Raw genomic sequence first — 16530 nt, forward strand, 5'->3', positions numbered from 1 at the left:
TACCACCGGATACTCTAATTGCCGAACCCATCAGGCCCCCCTGGCCAATCTGGACATTTCGTTATCCGTGCGATTGAATTGCTTTCTGTGCCACTCCAGAAAATGGCATCCGTGGTCCCGTTCCAAAACCAGGCCGCACGCTATCATGCTGCGCCGGTTCATTGAAACCTTGGAAATATTGACCATTGTTGGCAATCTTTTGTTCGGTCGAATGTTTCGATTCGCGGTGTCCTGAATCGTGCACCAGTGTGCCGACTGGTCTGCCGTGCACCGGTGTTTTGCGGGCCGCGTCCCGCGGTAACAGAGCTGAGAAGCTGCTGCCGTCAACGAGAGACCAGAATCAATGGCAATGACGTGGGTGGCGGTCGCTGCATTCGTATTGGTCGGGGTATTGACCGAATTCGTGCGCAGGCTGGCCGTTCAGCTGTCGTTGACCGATCGGCCCGACATGCGCAAGAGTCACGAGCGGCCGACGCCGTACCTGGGAGGCGTCGTCATCGCCGTCGGGGTGATCGCGCCGACGATCGCCGCGCTGAGCGGCGGCGATCCGCGCCTGCGGATCCTGCTCGTGGCCGCGACGGCCGTGGCGCTGCTCGGCCTGGTCGACGACCTGCGGCCGCTGTCGCCGTACCCGCGGCTGACCGTCGAGGGGCTCGCCGCCGTGGCCGTCGTCGGCGCGGGCGGCCACGTGAAGATCTTCGGGAACTGGCTCGACTACGTCCTGCCGGTGCTGTGGATCGTCGTCATCACCAACTCCTTCAACCTGCTCGACAACATGGACGGAGCCGCGGCCGGCGTCGCCTGCGTGACCAGCGCGTCCCTCGCGCTGCCCGCGATGATGGTGGGGCAGAGGGGCGTGAGCGTGCTGCTCGTCGCGCTGGCCTGCGGATGCGCCGGGTTCCTGCCGCACAACTGGACGCCCGCGCGGATCTTCATGGGAGACGCCGGATCGCTGTTCATCGGCTTCGTGATCTCGGCCTCGGCGCTCTTCGTGTTCGCGCGGACGGACGACACGGGCGTGGCCGGGCCGCTCATGGTCACCTTCGTCGCCACCGTCGACACCTGCGTCGTCCTGGTCTCGCGGCGCCGCGCGGGCCGGCCGCTGATGCTCGGCGGCACCGACCACGTCTCGCACCGGCTGCGCCGGCTCGGTCTCAGCACCGGGCAGGTGGCGTTCGCGCTGTCCGGCACCGCCGCGGTCACCTGCCTCGCGGTCGTCCCGGTTCTGAAGGGCTGGGTGCCGGCGCCCGTGCCCCTCGCGATCGGCGCCGGGCTGGGCGGCGTGTTCGTGTGGCTGCTGCTCAAGGTGCCGGTGTACGCCAAGCCCGACGAGCAGCTTCGCACGACCTAGGGATCCGGCCGAAAGGGGAGCGGGATGGAACTGCTGCACTACCTTCGTCTGCTGCGGCGCCGATGGAAGCTGGTGGCGGCCTCGATCCTGCTCGCCCTCATCGCGGCCGCCTTCGCCACGACCCGGATGAGCCCGCGGTACGCCGCGACGATCACGATGATCGTGTCCGCGCCCGCGAACGGGGGGAACGCGGCAGTGGCCTACCAGGGGTCGCTGCTGTCCCAGGACCGCGCGAAGTCCTACGCCAAGCTGATCCAGAGCCGGACCGTCGCCACCGCCGTGGCGACGGCCCTGGGCGACGGGATGACCGCCGAGGAGCTGCGGCCGAAGATCAGCGCGATGGCGGTGCCGGACACCGTCCTGGTGCGCGCCACGGTCACCGACGCCTCTCCAGAGCTGGCGACGCGGATCGCGCGGACCATCGGCACCACCTTCGCCGGCTACGTGGACCGGCTCGAACGGCCGGACCGGACCGCGCCGGCCGGCGTACGGGTCACGGTCGCCGACGACGCGGACCCGCCCCGCGCGCCGGTGAGCCCCCGGCCCCTGCTCAACCTGGGGATCGGGCTGGTCATCGGCGCCGCCGTCGGCGTGGTCGGCGCCGTCCTGCGGGACCGCACCGACACCTCGATCCGGTCGGCGGGCGCCCTGCGCGAGGTCGCGGGCGGCACCGTGCTGGGCACGGTGCCCGCCGACGGACGCATGGACCTCGGCGTACGCGGCGACGCGCCGCTCGCCGAGGCGTTCCGCCGGATCCGCGCGAACCTGCGGTTCGCCCAGGGCGGCGACTTCCTGCCCCGATCGGTGGTCGTGACCAGCGCCCTCCCCGGCGAGGGCAAGACCACTGTCGCGTGCAACCTCGCGGTGTCGCTCGCGGAGGCGGGCTGGAGGGTGATCCTGGTCGACGCCGACCTGCGCGGCTCCTCCCTGGCCTCCCGGCTCGGCGTCGAGGAGGCCGACGGGCTGGCGGAGCTCCTGAGCGGCGGCCGTGCCGTCGATGAGGTGCTCTGGCAGTGGGGCCCCGACACGCTGTCCGTGCTGCCCGGCGGCGCGGCCAGGGGCAACCCCGGCGACCTCGTCGCGTCGCGGATGATGTCCTCGATCCTCCACGAGCTGGGCGACCGCGCCGACATCGTGCTCATCGACACGCCTCCGCTGCTGTCCACCACCGACGCCGCGGTCCTCGCCCGCGGGTGCGCGGGCGCGCTCGTCGTCGCCCGGCACGGCCGGGCCCGGCGGGAGGACGTCGCCCAGGCCGCCGAGCGACTGGAGACCGTGCACGCACGCGTGCTCGGAACCGTCCTCAACGGCGACCAGCCGGCACGCGGCGCGTACCCCGGCGGTGACCTGCGCCTGTTCCGCCCGGCCGTCCGCCGGCGGCTCGCCGCCCAGCGCTGAGCGCACCGTCTGTTCCGCCTCGCCGCACGGCGGCGGCTTTGTGGCGCAGGGCTGAGCGCACCGCCGTCTGTTCCGCCTGGCCGCACGGCGCTGGGCATCATCTGTTCCGCCCGGACGTACGGAGGCGGTTCACGGTGCGGCGCTGGGCGCGTCGCCGGGGACCGCCTCCTTTGTGATCGTCCCCACGTCCAGGTGCGTGTCGCCTGCTCAGCGGGCGGAGCGATGGGCGGTTCGGCGGTAAATCGGTGTATCTGTAGGGAAATAAGGGGATAACCTCCTGGCAAGGGGAGCGTCTCATCGGAGTGGTCGCCGCCGGGCGGGGGATGCCCGGTGCCGCGAATGCGAGACACCGCCGGGGTTCGGATGCGTGCCGTGGGGGAGCGCGGTGTCCCGGTGAGACGCGTTGTCGCGGTCCAACAGTGAGACCGCCCCACCATTCGGAATGGCACAAGGGGGATCTGGATGGTACGGGCCGTGGTTTCCGCTCTGCCCACCTGGCGCACCAGCCGCTACACGGTCGTCGAACTGCCCGAGCAGATCGACACGTCCAACGCCGACGGGGTCCGCGAGCAGTTGCTCGCGCTGCTCAACTCCGGCGGCGAGCCGATCATCGCCGACCTGACCGGGACGACGTTCTGCGACTCATCGGCGGTCAACGCGCTGCTGCGCGCGTACACCCGGGCCCGTGCGACGGATCGCCCGCTGTACGCGGCGGTGCCGCCGGGCGGCATCGTCCGCAAGGTGTTCGAGATCACCGCGGTCGCGCGCGTGATCCCCACCTTCGACGACGTCGGCTCGGCGGTCGCGACGGCCGTCGTCGCGGCCCTGGACGAGGACTCCTCACCCGGCGGCACTCCCGCCGGGACACCGCGCTGAGCCCGTCTACCGCTGCGTCCGTCTACCGCTGCGTCCGCCTACCGCTGAGCCCGTCTACCGCTTGGCGGTCCGCGCGAAGTCGCCGAACGGCATGCTCGTGCCGCGTCCGACCGCGCGGACCTTGTCCATGAAGCCGCGGTCGCGGGCCTCCGCCTCGTAGTCCGGCAGCCCCGACTTCATGACCGTGTAGTCGTCGTAGTGGACCGGCACCACGCGGCGGCAGCGGATCATCTCGGTCCAGTCGGCGCCCTGCCGCGCGTCCATCGTGACCATGGACAGGCCGAACAGCGTCGTGCCGCCCAGGTGCACCACGCCCAGGTCGATGTCGGGGTAGCGGCGGGGGATCTCCTTCAGGTCGTCGTACATCAGCGTGTCGCCGCTGATGTACATCCGCAGCTCCGTGGCGCCGCCCGCCGGGCCGAACTCCAGCATCGAGCCCATCACCGGCGGCAGCAGGCGGCCCGCGAGCCCGAAGCCGTGCCGTCCGGGCATCGCGGTGATCCGTACGCTGCGGCCCTGCTTGATGAACTCGTGCTCCTGCCACACTCGCAGGGGACGGGTGCGGCCGAAGCCGCGCCGGGCCAGCCCCCGGGACGCGTGCGACGTGGTGACGATGGGCAGGTCGCGGTCGAGATGGCGGGTGGTGACCCGGTCCCAGTGGTCGCCGTGCAGGTGGGACAGGATGACGGCGTCCATCCGGGGCAGCTCGTCGATCGAGATCGCCGGGTCGCGCAGCCGACGCGAGTTCAGCCCGTAGCCCAGGAACGCCCGCTGGCCGCGCCGCAGGAAGTTCGGGTCGGTCAGCAGGGTGAACCCGCCATAGCGGATCACCATGGTGGCGTTGCCGATGAAGTACAGCCCGTCGGCGTCGGTCAGACCTGCCATCGTTCCCCCTGGTTCCCCCGGTGCGCCGCTCACGGCGCGGGCCAGAACGTACCCGCTACGGAGAGTGATCAGTCGCGCCGGTGGGGGCCGGTCAGGCGGCGGCCGTGACGTGGGCGAGGGCCCGGCGCAGGATGGAGGCGAACGGCTCGGAGTCGTCGCGTTCGATCCAGTGGCGGCCGGCCACCCGGATCGCCCCGGCGACCGCCGCGGCCATGACCCGGGCGAACAGCTCGTCGCCGCCGGTGCGCTCGGCGATCGCCTCGGCCAGCGGGCCCTCCGCCGTGGTGAACGCCTTCAGCGCCTCGCCCTCCAGCGCCGGGGTGCACATGATCATGCGCAGGCCCGCCCGGTCGGGCTCGGCGGTTCCGTAGTACTCGGTCACCGCCGCGGTGACGGCCTGGCCGAGCGGCTCGTCGGCCGGGCGCTCCAGCAGCGCCTGCCCGAGCCGGCGTGCCTGGTCGGACTGGAAGGCGCAGATCGCCTCCTCCCGGCTGGAGAAGTAGTTGTTGTAGGTGCGGGGCGACACCCCGGCGGCCTCGGCGATGTCGCGCACCCGTACGAGCGCCAGCCCCTCGGGTCCCCGCTCCAGCGCCAGGCGCAGGGCGGCGGTGCTGATCGCCTCCCGGGTGGCCTGGCGGTTGCGCGTCCGCATGTCCACTGCGTCTTCCATGGGTTACATCCTAGTCATCGATTGCGTGTTGCGCACTAATTGCTTATCGCGCACTATATGCGTGGCACGCAAGTTGTGGATAGAGTGCGCGGCGGTGCCGGGCGGACGCGCCCGGTGAGTGCCGGCACGAGGGGTGGGCCGGGGGGTGAGGCCCGTTCGCGGGCCGTCCGTCGCGGGCGCCGTCCCGGTCCGCCTTCGCCGAAGAGAACAGGAGCAGAGATGTCCCCGAAGATGATCGTGTTCGATGAGGACGCGCGGCGCGGCCTCGAGCGCGGCATGAACCAGCTCGCCGACGCCGTGAAGGTCACCCTCGGTCCCAAGGGCCGCAACGTCGTGTTGGAGAAGAAGTGGGGTGCTCCCACGATCACCAACGACGGTGTGTCGATCGCCAAGGAGATCGAGCTCGAGGACCCGTGGGAGAAGATCGGCGCGGAGCTGGTCAAGGAGGTCGCGAAGAAGACCGACGACGTCGCGGGTGATGGCACCACCACGGCCACCGTCCTGGCCCAGGCGCTGGTCCGCGAGGGCCTGCGCAACGTCGCCGCCGGGGCGAACCCGATGTCGCTGAAGCGGGGCATCGAGTCCGCGGTCGAGCGGGTGAGCGAGGAGCTTTCCAAGATCGCCAAGGATGTGGAGACGAAGGAGCAGATCGCCTCCACGGCCTCTATTTCCGCCGGTGACACCTCGATCGGTGAGATGATCGCCGAGGCGATGGACAAGGTCGGTAAGGAAGGTGTGATCACGGTCGAGGAGAGCCAGACCTTCGGTCTGGAGCTCGAGCTGACCGAGGGCATGCGCTTCGACAAGGGCTACCTCGCCCCGCAGTTCGTCACCGACGCCGACCGTCTCGAGGCGGTCCTCGACGACCCGTACGTGCTGCTCGTCGCCGCCAAGATCTCGGCCAACCGCGACCTTCTCCCGGTGCTGGAGGCGGTCAAGAGCACCTCGCGGCCCCTGCTCGTCATCGCCGAGGACGTCGAGACGGAGGCGCTCGCCACCCTCCTGCTCAACAAGATCCACGGTGTGTTCAAGTCCGTGGCCGTCAAGGCTCCGGGTTTCGGTGACCGTCGGAAGGCGATGCTGCAGGACATCGCGATCTTGACGGGTGGCCAGGTGGTGTCGGAGGACATCGGTCTGAAGCTGGAGAACACCACGCTGGACATGCTGGGCCAGGCCAAGCGTGTCGTGGTGACCAAGGACGAGACCACCATCGTCGACGGCGCGGGTAACACCGACGACATCGCGGGCCGGGTGAACGAGATCCGGGTCGAGATCGACAACAGCGACTCCGACTATGACCGGGAGAAGCTGCAGGAGCGGCTGGCCAAGCTCGCCGGTGGTGTGGCCGTCATCAAGGCGGGTGCGGCGACCGAGGTGGAGCTGAAGGAGCGCAAGCACCGGATCGAGGACGCCGTCCGCAACGCCAAGGCCGCCGTGGAGGAGGGCATCGTCCCCGGTGGTGGCGTGGCGCTGTTGCAGGCGGGCACGGGCGCGTTCGACAAGATCGACCTTGAGGGTGATGAGGCCACCGGTGCCTCCATCGTCAAGCGGGCGCTGGAGGAGCCGCTCAAGCAGATCGCGGTCAACGCCGGTCTGGAGGGCGGTGTGGTGGCCGAGCGGGTTCGCTCGCTGGAGCCGGGTCAGGGGTTGAACGCCGCGTCCGGTGAGTACGTGAACATGTTCGAGGCGGGCATCATCGACCCGGCCAAGGTGACGCGTTCGGCGCTGCAGAACGCGGCGTCCATCGCGGCGCTGTTCCTGACGACCGAGGCCGTCGTCGCCGAAAAGCCCGAGAAGGAGAAGGCCCCGGCCGCTCCCGACGCGGGCGGCATGGACTTCTAAGTCCTGCAACGTCAGGGGCGGCCCTCAGCGTCCGGCTCTCAGGCGGTCTCGAGGGTCAGCAGGGTGCGCTTGGCCTCGGGGCCGCCCGCGTAGCCGCCGGGCGTGCCGTCGGAACGCACCACCCGGTGGCAGGGCACGACGATCGGCAGCGGGTTGGTGGCGCACGCGGTGCCCACCGCCCGCACCGCGCGCGGGCGGCCGGTGGCCGCCGCCACCTGGGCGTACGTCTCGGTGCGGCCGTAGCCGATGTCCGGCAGGTGGGCCAGCACATCGCGCCGGAAACCCCGGGACAGCCGCCAGTCGAGCGGCAGATCGAACCCGGTCCGCCGGCCGGTGAAGTACTCCTCGATCTGCCGGCTCACCTCGTCCAGGCGTACGGGCGCGTGGAGGACGCGGGGGCTGACCTGGTCGGCGAGCAGCCGCAGCGCCGCGTCGTGGTCCTGGACGGCGAAGGCCACCCGCACCAGCCCCCGTGCGGTGGCGGCGAGCAGGAGCGTGCCGACCGGTGTGTCCAGCGTGCGGTACGCGACGTCGAGGATCCCCTCGCGCTCGGCCCGGTCCGCGAGACGGTCGTGCAGACGGGCCAGCGCGGGCCGGTCCTCGGCGGGCAGCGCCGAGAGCGGGTGCCGCGGGTCGGATGCGGTGTTCATCGAGCCATCTCCTCCTGGTCGGTGGCCGGGTAGGTGGAGCGCAGGGTCTTCAGGCCGTCGGCCGCGGCCCTGCGCGCGGCGTCCGTGCTTCCGCCGAGCAGGCCGGCGATCTCCTTGTACGGCAGTCCGGCGAGATAGTGGTACGCCACCGCCTGGCGCTGTTTGGCGGGCAGGTCGCGCAACGCCTGCCACAGGTCGCCGTCCCAGTCCTCCGGCCGGCCCGTACGGCTGGGGTGGTCCGGCAGGGTCTCGACGGGCGTGGGCCGGCGCGCGGCGGCGCGGGTGACGTCGATCGCCTTGCGGTGGGCGATCGTCACGAGCCAGGCCTCGACGTTCGCATCGGCGGGCAGCCCGGGGTAGGCCCTGATCGCCGCGACGAAAGTCTCGGACCAGGCGTCATCGGCGTCTTCCGGCCCGAGCACGGCCCGGCAGACGCGCAGCACCATCGGGCCGTACTCGGTCACGATCTGCTCGAACGGTCGCATGGTCACATCCTGCAGACGCCCGACGGCGCGGAAACGTGAGATCGAGAGCGGCGGGCGCCGGGGCCGGCAGGATGGGGGGAGGGCGCTGGCGGCCCCGGCGTCCGCCGGGGGGATCCCGTCGCGGCCTGGCCGGTGACACCACCTTCCCTCCGGCACCGGCGGGGGACACCCGGATTAATACCCGTGTCGCTACCCGTGCCGTGACGGGGGAGTCCGCTCTCTCAGAGGTCGATGACCTCGAACGCGACGCCGTAGCGGACGCCCAGCCGCGTTCCGGCCGGACCGGCGATCGACGCGAGGAACTCCTCCGGGTCGGCCATCGCGTTCTCGCCGAGCCCCCGCAGGTACTCCGCGTGCGCCCGCAGGGACGCGACCCCGTCGGCGAAGGTGTCGGTGACGTCCACGCCGTGCGCCGCCAGCGGGCTGGAGGCCACGAGCACCCGCCCGGCGCGCCACGGCGGCAGGCCCTCGTCGAGCAGTTCGCGGAACACCCACCGGTTCGCGGCGTCGCGCACCCCGTCGATGACCGCGCGGCCCACCGCGATGTGGTCGGCCTGGTTGGGCGCGCCGGGCGCCCACGTGTCGTGGTGGTTGCCGGTGATCACCACGTCGGGCCGGTGCCGTCGTACGGCACGGGCGATGTCACGCCGCAGGTCCAGGCCGTACTCGATCACGCCGTCGGGATGGCCGAGGAACTCGACCTCGTCGACGCCGACCAGCGCCGCGCCCGCGCGTTCCTCGGCCTCGCGCAACGGCCCGGCCTCTTCGGGCTCGATCGCGTCGATGCCCGCCTCGCCACTCGTGGCCAGGCAGTACACGACCTTCTTGCCCTGGCGCGTCCAGCGGGCCACGGCCGCGGCGGTGCCGTACTCCAGGTCGTCGGGGTGCGCGACCACGGCCAGCGCACGCGACCATGATTCGTCGACCGTGTCCAGCCGGTCACTCGGATGACTCATGTCCGCCGACCCTACTCGGCGGCGGAAACCACCCGGCTCGCCGCGGCACGTTCCGGGCCGGCATGAATTCTTGTTCGCGGAGCAGAGAATGCGCGGGGAGGAAAAGGTGAAGCCCGGGAGAAGAGACTTCTCCCGGGCCTCGGGTTCAGCGGGTGGCCGGTTCAGGCCACGGCCGTGGCGTACTTGGGATTCGGCCCGTATTGGTTGTCGCCGGGCTGGCCGTCGGTGACCAGGAAGACGAGCAGGATGATCGTGCCGATGATGGGAATGAGGCCGATCAGCAGCCACCATCCGGTCCGGCCGGTGTCGTGCAGGCGGCGCACGCCCACGGCGATGGCGGGGATCAGCACCGCGAGAGCGTAGATCAGGTCGATGATGCTGAACGCCTTGGCCCAGGTCGCGAGGATGTTCAGCACGGCGGAGATGACGAAGTTGACGAGGACGAACATCCAGTATTCGGTGCGGCGCGCCCGGCCGCTGAAACCCGCGTAGTTCTTGAGTACCGCCAAGTACCAGTTCACGGCATTCCCCTTCTGCCCCGCGTCGCGTTTAACCCCCAGGTTTCCGCGAGAACAAAAACAGGGTAAATCGAATAATGCGCGGTGGCCAGTATCCGCCGGGGCGTCAGCGTCTGCCAGATTCCGCCCGTACGTCCGTCGCTTCCCTACTAAGATCGCTTGTCGCGGCGGGGAGGCATCGTGTCGGCGCGACGGGCCGTCGGCATGGCTTGGACGGAGGCATTCCCATCGGACAGCAGAGCGATCCGGCGATCCCCCAGATCGACGTCAGCCGGCCCAGCGTCGCGCGGATGTACGACTATTACCTGGGCGGCAAGGACAATTACCGGGTGGACCGTGAGGCGGTGGACCGCGTCGCCGAGGCGATGCCGAACGTCCGCCAGTTGGTCCAGGAGAACCGCGCGTTCCTGCGGCGTACGGTGCGGTACATGGCCCGGCAGGGGATCCGGCAGTTCATCGACATCGGCTCGGGTCTGCCGACCGTGGGCAACACCCATGAGATCGCGCAGGAGATCAACCCGGACGCCCGGGTGGTGTACGTCGACAACGACCCGGTGGTGCTCAACCACGGCCGCGCGCTGCTGGCCGCCGACGACAACACGGCGGTGGCGACGGCCGACATGCATCGGCCGGAAGAGGTGCTCGAGCACCCGCAGACGCGCAAGCTGATCGATTTCAGCGAGCCGGTCGGCGTGCTGATGATCGCCATGATCCATTTTCTGACCACGGAGGAGCGTCCGGCGGTCATGGGCCGCCTGCGCGACGCGCTCGCGCCCGGCAGCCACCTGTCGGCCACACATGGCACTGCCGACGGCAAGTCCGCGGAGGCCGCTGCGGACATCGAGGCGGTGTACGCGACGACGCCGACGCCGGTCTCCTTCCGCAGCCACGAGGAGGTCAGCCGTTTCTTCGACGGGTTCGACCTGGTCGACCCGGGCGTGGTCACGTTGGATCGGTGGCGGCCGGACCCGCAGGACCCGGCGCCGGAGGCCACCGGCTGGATGTACGGGGGCGTCGGCCGCAAGAGCTGATTCGCCCCGGCGCTCCGGCGTGCCGCGGCACGTTCTCGCCAGGCCGGCGATTCGCGTCAGTGTCTGCCGGCATTTCTCGCACGTCCGTCGCTTCTCCGACTAAGATCATTTACTGCGGCGGGGAGGCATCGTGTCGGCGCGACGGGCCGTCGGCATGGCTTGGACGGAGGCATTCCCATCGGACAGCAGAGCGATCCCACGATCCCCCAGATCGACGTCAGCCGACCGAGCGTCGCGCGGATGTACGACTACTACCTGGGCGGCAAGGACAACTACCGGGTGGACCGTGAGGCGGTCGACCGCGTCGCCGAGGCGATGCCCGAGATCCGGCAGCTGGCCCAGGAGAACCGCGCGTTCCTGCGGCGCGCGGTGCGGTACATGGCCCGGCAGGGGATCCGGCAGTTCATCGACATCGGCTCGGGTCTGCCGACGGTGGGCAACACCCATGAGATCGCGCAGGAGATCAATCCGGACGCCCGGGTGGTGTACGTCGACAACGATCCGGTGGTGCTCGCTCACGGCCGCGCGCTGCTGGCCGCCGACGACAACACCACGGTGGCGACGGCCGACATGCATCGCCCGGAAGAGGTGCTCGAGCACCCGAAGACGCGCAAGCTGATCGACTTTGACGAGCCGGTCGGTGTCCTGATGATCGCCATGGTCCACTTCCTGACCGTGGAGGAGCGGTCGGCGGTCATGGGCCGGCTGCGCGACGCGCTCGCACCCGGCAGCCACCTGACGGCGACCCACGTCACGACCGACGGCAAGTCGGCGGACGCCGTCGCGCAGATCGAGGCGGTGTACGCGACGACGCCCACGCCGATCTACTTCCGCGACCGCGAGGAGATCGGCCGTTTCTTCGACGGGTTCGACCTGGTCGACCCGGGCCTGGTGACGCTGGACGTGTGGCGGCCGGACCCGCAGGACCCGGCGCCGGACGCCACCGGGTGGCTGTACGGAGGGGTCGGCCGCAAGAGCTGACGGACCGGCGGTAGGCGGACCCGGGGCAGGGCCCCGGATCCGCGCGTCACCGGTGGTTCCCGCTCAGCGGTGGTCCCAGTGGTAGCGGCCGACCCGCGGGTCGTACCGGTAGTACCCCCAGCGCGGGTCGTGGCGGTAGTAGCCCCACCGCGGGTCGTAGCGGTTGCCGTTGCGCGGGTCCCAGCGCGGATCGCGGTGGTTGTCCCAGCGGTCCCGGCCGTGGTCGTGGTCGTGGTCCCAGCCCGGCCATCCGGTGTGGCCGGCCGGAACGGCGGAGGTGTGCCCGGCGGGTGTCGCCGCTTCGGCGGCCTGCGCGGCGCCGGCGAGCGCCCCCGCGACGATGGCCGGCCCGACGAGAAGGCCCGCCACAGTGGACCGAATCGATTTCATGGATCCCCCTGATGATGTGGTCCGTACTGACCAACGGCTCTCTACCCGCGTGCGACGGAATGGCAAGCCCAACGAATATTCAACCCAAGGCCGAGAATTGCGGTCCGCTATATCCCGCAAAAGCGCGCCGCGGCGTCATCGGTTACGCCAACTAATGGTTCTGTCGCGAACCTAGAATATGGCCAGGTAGCAGGCCTGGTCTGACAGGTGATATCGCCGTCGCCCGCACGAAGAGGCGGAAAACCGGCGCTCGGCAGAAGGGCGCTCGCAGAGCCGGTCGCTCATTCCCTTACCCGCTGTTCTCGCGTCCGTCACTTGCCGTACTAGATGGCGGCCACGTTCGCCTGTTCGGCGAAGACCCAGTTGCCGGCGTTCGTCCGCAGCCCGGGCAGCCAGGCGCCCGGAGTGTCGCGGCAGGCCGCGAGCTGCTGCGCCGCGTGTTCGCGCATGACGCTGTGGGCGTGGGCCAGGTGGAGGCCGACCAGGCCGAAGCCGGGGTAGCCCACGTCGTTCCCCTGCGCCTGGTCGTACGCGCCGGCGAGTGTCCTGGCGGCGCCGCGGTCCAGGTCCCGGCCCAGGGCCGTGATCGACGCCGGGTCGATCTCTTTGATCGCGTCCTGGTCGGCCGCGCCGGCGGCGCGGTAGCCGGTGGGCGGCGCCTCGCCGGGCTTGAGCCGCCGGGGCCAGTGCAGCGTGGTGCGGGTCTTCTCGAATGCCGGCTCTGCCCGGGCGCCGATGTAGTACCCGCTCAGGCCCCCCGCGCCCACCCCGGTCAGAACGGGCAGGGCTTTGATCTCCGCGGTGATGCCGCCGATGATCGACCCGGCCACGTCGTTGACCTTCGCCAGACCGCTGATCAGATCTCGAACCACCTGGGACGCATTGAGCATCCGTTCGTTGGCCACGAAGGTCGTGGCCACGTTCGCGCCGGGCACGGCGGCGGCCGCGAGCAGGCTCGCGACGTAGTTGAGGACCGCCGCCCCGATGACCGCCGACGCCAGGCCCGCCATCGTGTAGCCGACCGCGCACCCGAGGAGGGTGTCATGCACGTTGTCGTACATCTTCGCGGCCTGACCGAGCGTGTCCTGGTAGGGCTTGACCCGGTTGGCGACGAAGGCGTCCCTGCCCTTTTCCTTCCAGTGGTCCGCGGAGGCGTGCCGGTCCACGGCCTGCGAGATCTCCGAGCTCGCCGTCCGGATGTGCTCGGCGACCGTGCCGTACCGCTTGCCGGCGTGCCACATCTGCGCGGGATCCGACACGACCGCGGCGAGCGGCACCGCGACGAACGCGGCGAGCGGGTAGACGCTCGCGGCGCTCGCGGCGTCCGTGGCGCCCCACACGCTCGGCATGGAGGTGATGACATCGGAGGCCGTGATGCCCATGGCGTCCTCCCCGCTGCCGGACTCGCCGTGATCAATGAGCGTAGGACGTGCCGCCCCGCCGCTCAACGCATTCCGCGGAGCACGCCATGGCCCGTCCGCCGGGAGGCGGCGCAGACTGGAGGACATGACACCGGAAGAACGACGCCAGTTCGTCCGCGACCACCGTACGGCGATCTTCGGCTACGCCCGCAGGAACGACGGGCCCGCGATGTCGGTGCTGTACTACATCGTGGAGGGCGACGAGATCCTCGTCTCCACCATGCGTGCGCGAGCAAAGGCCGCCGCGGTGCGCCGCGACCCGAAGGTCTCGCTGTGCGTCCTGGACGAAAAGTGGCCCCCGACCTACCTTAACGTCTACTGCGACGCGGTCCTGGACGAGGACCCGGAGGCCGGCGCCGACCTGTTCTTCAAGATCATGGGCGTCATGGCGGGCCGTCCGCTGAGCGAGGACTCGCGCGCCGAGGTCGAGGCGATGGCCCGCCGGGAGGAGCGGGTGGTGCTGCGCCTGCGCCCGTACGCGACGTTCGCCACCCCGCCCCGCCACGTCACCACCGAGGCGGACCTCGCCGGCCTGACCCACTGGACCAGCGCCTCGGTCCCCTGGGACGTCTGAGAGACATGCCCTGCCGCGCGGCGTCCGGACGCTCGCGGCGAGAGAGGGATCCGGGCGGTTTCTGAGAGACCGCCCGGCCGGTCGCGGACGCCGGTTCCGGGTGGACCTCCGAGCACTCGATGCCACATTTCCCGTCGGGGCCGTCCGGGGTCTTCCGGCTCGGCGCGATCAGCGACCGCAACGGCCACCGGATCGAGGTCCTCTACGGCGACGGTGCCGTGCCGCGTGAGATCCGGCATTCGGGCGGCTACCGCGTCGGCGTCGAGAGCGACGGCGCGGGGCGCGTGACCGCTCTCCGCCTGCTCACCCGCGACGGTGGCGTGCCACTGGCACGGTTCGGATACGCGTCGGGCCGCCTGGCGTACGTGGCGGACGCGTCGGATCGGCCGCTGAGGTTCGAGTACGACGCCGATGGGCGGCTGACCGGCTGGGTCGACCGCAATGGCGGCTGGTACCGCTACGTCTACGACGAGCGCGGCCGTGGCGTCCGCGGCACGGGCGCGGACGGCTACCTCGACGTGCGGCTCTCCTACGGCGAAGGCCTCACCGTCGTGACCGACTCGCTGGGCGGCCGGACGAGGTTCCGCCTGAACGAGCGCGGTCAAGTGACGGCGCGGACCGATCCCCTCGGGCACGTCACCCGGTCGGAGTGGGACCGCCACGATCGGCTGCTTTCGCGCACCGACCCGCTGGGGGGCGTGGCCCGCTACACCTATGACGAGATGGGCGACCTCACCGAGGTCGTCCGCCCGGACGGCGTCCGGTTCAGCGCCGCCTACAACGCGCTCGGCCTGCCCGTCGAGGTGACCGGGCCGGACGGCGCCACGTGGCGTCAGACCTATGACGAACGCGGCAACCTCACCGAGTCCGTCGACCCGGTGTGGCGCTATGAGTACGACGCCGCCGGTCACCTGGTCCGCGAGACCGACTTCGCCGGACGCGTCCTGAGCCACGCCTACGACGCGTGCGGGCGGCTCGTCGAGCGGATCGACGGCCTGGGCCGGACACTCCGCCTCACCCACGACCGGCTCGGCAACGTGACCGAGGCCAGGACCGGGGACGAGGTGACCACGTTCGGCTACGACCGCATGGGCCGGCTGGTCCGTGCGGTCAACGCCGACGCGGACCTGCGCCTCGAACGGGATCCCTGCGGACGGTCCGGTCCTCGCCGAGCAGACCGAGACGGTGCCGGCGGTTCCCGGGGGCGCGAGCGGATCCGTCACATGGGAGTGCGTCCCCGGGGATCTGCGCCCGCTCACCCAGCTCGAACGCCGGGGCCCGTGGACCGGTCTCCACGCCGTCATCACCGATCGCACCGGCGCGCCCGCCGAGCTGGTCGATCCGTCCGGCGACATCGTCTGGCGGTCCCGCGCCACTCTCTGGGGCGTACGGTGGCCGGGCACGGCCGACCGCGTCGCCTGTCCGCTCGGGTTCCCCGGCCAGTACCACGATGCCGAGACCGGCCTGGCGTACAACCTGCGGCGCTACTACGACCCGGCCACCGCCCGTTACCTCAGCGCCGACCCGCTCGGCCTCGTGCCCGTGCCCGGGCCGCCGTACGGGCTGCGGGTGCGGGTCCCATCCGGCGAGATCGGTGTGCTGGACTCCGCTTTCGTCGGCGACGGTCCCGTCGATCCGGCCGACTGGCCGCAGGTCGGCTCGGAGATCACCGTGGTCTCCGGCGGCCGGACCAGCGGTGGCCAGCTCCGCCTCAGCACACGCCCGAGCCATCTTGCGCACGCTCGTGAACTGGCCCGCCGTCACGACACCTGAGACCACCTCGAACGCCGCATGTTGCATAAATCACATTAACGCCTTCTTTTTTGGGCGTAGAGTTCCGCTTCGGAGCGCCGGGAAGCCTGGTCGGCAACAACGACAGGTATGCCGGGGGAGGCGCGAGAGATGACGGAATTCCTACGGGCGGCATTGGGTTTTCCGGCGGCCATTCCCGGTGTTCTCCTGCTTGTGGTTCTCCTCTACTGGACGCTGGTCGCGTCCGGGGTGCTGGACGCGCTGGCCGGCGCCGTCGTCGCCGTCAGGGTGTCGCTGCTCGTCGCGATCGCCTGGTTCGCCACCCTGTCCGGCGCCGTGCTGCTGCGCCGTGGCGACCTGTCCGGCGTGCTGCCCTCCGCCGGTGTGCTCGTCGCCGCCGTTCTGCTGTCCGCCCTGGTCACCCGCCTGCTCATGCGCCCGCTCGGGCGAATGATGGCCGAGGAGGCCGTGCCCACCCGGCGGGACTTCGTCGGACGGATGTGCGTGATCAGCACCGGGCGGGTGGATCTCGCCTTCGGCCAGGCCGTGGTGCGGGCCGCCGACGGATCGGCCGCCGTGATCCAGGTTCGGCAGCAGCGGAACCGAGACGACGAACCCGCCCTCAAAGCAGGTAACACCGCACTGATATTCGACTACGACGCCGAGGGCGAGTTCTTCTGGGTGATGCCGTACGACGCGGAGCTCGACCCCCACCGTTCACCTCGTTGATCCAACTCCCGCAATAAGGAC

The 16530-nt window shown here is 70.7% G+C and carries 17 protein-coding genes; 9 read left to right on the forward strand and 8 right to left on the reverse strand.

Annotation, left to right across the window (positions count from 1 at the left end; translation table 11 throughout):
* The first annotated feature begins 391 nt into the window (after positions 1-391).
* From OG417_RS12130 to OG417_RS12140, 3 genes are all read left to right on the forward strand, one after another.
* A complete protein-coding gene (locus OG417_RS12130) occupies positions 392-1351 on the forward strand; it encodes an MraY family glycosyltransferase (protein ID WP_329254285.1) in 960 nt (319 codons plus the stop codon).
* A 24-nt stretch (positions 1352-1375) separates the two neighbouring features.
* Entirely contained in the window at positions 1376-2749 is a 1374-nt protein-coding gene (locus tag OG417_RS12135; protein ID WP_329254288.1) for a polysaccharide biosynthesis tyrosine autokinase, read from the forward strand.
* 474 nt (positions 2750-3223) lie between these two features.
* Entirely contained in the window at positions 3224-3625 is a 402-nt protein-coding gene (locus tag OG417_RS12140; RefSeq protein WP_329254291.1) for an STAS domain-containing protein, read from the forward strand.
* Between the two features lie 54 nt (positions 3626-3679).
* On the opposite strand, the gene OG417_RS12145 is transcribed toward OG417_RS12140, so the two are convergent.
* Positions 3680-4510, reverse strand: coding sequence for an MBL fold metallo-hydrolase (locus OG417_RS12145; RefSeq protein WP_329254296.1), 831 nt, complete (start codon positions 4508-4510; stop codon positions 3680-3682).
* Between the two features lie 91 nt (positions 4511-4601).
* Complete coding sequence (locus OG417_RS12150; RefSeq protein WP_329254299.1) at positions 4602-5180, reverse strand: TetR/AcrR family transcriptional regulator; 579 nt, start codon at positions 5178-5180, stop codon at positions 4602-4604.
* Positions 5181-5399: 219 nt separating this feature from the next.
* On the opposite strand from OG417_RS12150, the gene groL reads away from it, so the two are divergent.
* Positions 5400-7022, forward strand: a complete 1623-nt coding sequence (groL, locus tag OG417_RS12155) for a chaperonin GroEL (protein WP_329254302.1) — start codon at positions 5400-5402, stop codon at positions 7020-7022.
* 38 nt (positions 7023-7060) lie between these two features.
* On the opposite strand, the gene OG417_RS12160 is transcribed toward groL, so the two are convergent.
* From OG417_RS12160 to OG417_RS12175, 4 genes are all read right to left on the reverse strand, one after another.
* Complete coding sequence (locus OG417_RS12160; RefSeq protein ID WP_329254305.1) at positions 7061-7672, reverse strand: methylated-DNA--[protein]-cysteine S-methyltransferase; 612 nt, start codon at positions 7670-7672, stop codon at positions 7061-7063.
* Complete coding sequence (locus OG417_RS12165; protein WP_329254308.1) at positions 7669-8157, reverse strand: RNA polymerase sigma factor; 489 nt, start codon at positions 8155-8157, stop codon at positions 7669-7671. Before OG417_RS12165 ends, OG417_RS12160 begins: the two co-directional genes overlap by 4 nt.
* 221 nt (positions 8158-8378) lie before the next feature.
* A complete protein-coding gene (locus tag OG417_RS12170; protein WP_329254312.1) occupies positions 8379-9113 on the reverse strand; it encodes a PIG-L deacetylase family protein in 735 nt (244 codons plus the stop codon).
* Between the two features lie 161 nt (positions 9114-9274).
* Entirely contained in the window at positions 9275-9634 is a 360-nt protein-coding gene (locus OG417_RS12175; protein ID WP_329254315.1) for a DUF805 domain-containing protein, read from the reverse strand.
* A 206-nt stretch (positions 9635-9840) separates the two neighbouring features.
* On the opposite strand from OG417_RS12175, the gene OG417_RS12180 reads away from it, so the two are divergent.
* Positions 9841-10662, forward strand: coding sequence for an SAM-dependent methyltransferase (locus tag OG417_RS12180; protein WP_329254318.1), 822 nt, complete (start codon positions 9841-9843; stop codon positions 10660-10662).
* A gap of 159 nt (positions 10663-10821) precedes the next feature.
* A complete protein-coding gene (locus OG417_RS12185) occupies positions 10822-11643 on the forward strand; it encodes an SAM-dependent methyltransferase (protein ID WP_329254321.1) in 822 nt (273 codons plus the stop codon).
* Between the two features lie 63 nt (positions 11644-11706).
* Here the strand turns inward: OG417_RS12185 and OG417_RS12190 are convergent, their stop codons facing one another.
* Positions 11707-12033, reverse strand: coding sequence for a hypothetical protein (locus tag OG417_RS12190; protein WP_329254324.1), 327 nt, complete (start codon positions 12031-12033; stop codon positions 11707-11709).
* Between the two features lie 323 nt (positions 12034-12356).
* Positions 12357-13415 (reverse strand): hypothetical protein, encoded by a 1059-nt coding sequence (locus tag OG417_RS12195; protein ID WP_329254327.1) that lies wholly within the window; start codon positions 13413-13415, stop codon positions 12357-12359.
* Positions 13416-13539: 124 nt separating this feature from the next.
* Here OG417_RS12195 and OG417_RS12200 point away from each other — a divergent pair, with 124 nt between their 5' ends.
* The 3 genes from OG417_RS12200 to OG417_RS12210 all read left to right on the forward strand — a co-directional run bounded on the left by OG417_RS12200 (position 13540) and on the right by OG417_RS12210 (position 16509).
* Positions 13540-14028, forward strand: coding sequence for a pyridoxamine 5'-phosphate oxidase family protein (locus OG417_RS12200; RefSeq protein ID WP_329254330.1), 489 nt, complete (start codon positions 13540-13542; stop codon positions 14026-14028).
* Between the two features lie 1185 nt (positions 14029-15213).
* The gene (locus OG417_RS12205; RefSeq protein ID WP_329254333.1) at positions 15214-15801 is read left to right on the forward strand and encodes an RHS repeat domain-containing protein; all 588 of its coding nucleotides are present in this window, start codon (positions 15214-15216) and stop codon (positions 15799-15801) included.
* Between the two features lie 129 nt (positions 15802-15930).
* Positions 15931-16509 carry a hypothetical protein gene (locus tag OG417_RS12210; protein WP_329254336.1) on the forward strand — a complete coding sequence of 193 codons (579 nt, stop codon included), beginning with the start codon at positions 15931-15933 and terminating at the stop codon, positions 16507-16509.
* Positions 16510-16530 lie beyond the last annotated feature (21 nt).

Origin of the sequence: Actinoallomurus sp. NBC_01490 (assembly GCF_036227085.1) — a bacterium.
GTDB lineage: Bacteria > Actinomycetota > Actinomycetes > Streptosporangiales > Streptosporangiaceae > Actinoallomurus > Actinoallomurus oryzae.